Raw genomic sequence first — 508 nt, 5'->3', positions numbered from 1 at the left:
ACGACATGGCCCATGCGGTCGAGCTCGAAGTTGACCAGGATCTCGGCGCTCTTCTGGCTCCGGTCGGGCGGATAGCGCTTGTGCTTGTCGAGATGCGCCACCAGCTCCTTCTGCCAGGTGGCGCGGATGCGGCGCGCGCTGGCGCCGGTGCCCTGCTGCGGCGCGACCGATCGCTCCGATTCCTGCGCCTGTTCGACGCTCGGCATCGCGGTCGCCTCGGCTGCTGCCGATTCCTGCGAGGCCTGTGTCTGCTTCGCCGCCTTATCTGGATCATCCTCGACCGGCTTCCGCGACTCGTTCTCGGTGACGATGCGGTCCGGATCGTCGCTCTCCGTCGGCGTATCCTTCGGCAGATCGGTTTCCTCGACGACCGCCTTCTGCTCGGCCAGCGCGGGCGAGGCCATCGACGCGTCGGTGTCCGGCCCGGGCGGAAGGTCGGTCACCTCGCGATGCGGCGAGGACAGGTCGAGCCCGATCTCGATCGCCGGCGCGCCGAGATCCTCGGCCG

Annotated in this window: 1 pseudogene; it reads right to left on the bottom strand. The window is 69.1% G+C overall.

The features are described 5' to 3' along the window. Nucleotides 1–508 (bottom strand): annotated as a pseudogene (locus NWI01_RS18675) (energy transducer TonB); the annotation flags it as partial.

Origin of the sequence: Nitrobacter winogradskyi, from assembly GCF_006539545.1 — a bacterium.
GTDB lineage: Bacteria > Pseudomonadota > Alphaproteobacteria > Rhizobiales > Xanthobacteraceae > Nitrobacter > Nitrobacter winogradskyi_A.
The sequence above is the reverse complement of the archived record's forward strand: the minus strand, read 5'-3'. Positions and strand labels throughout refer to the sequence as shown.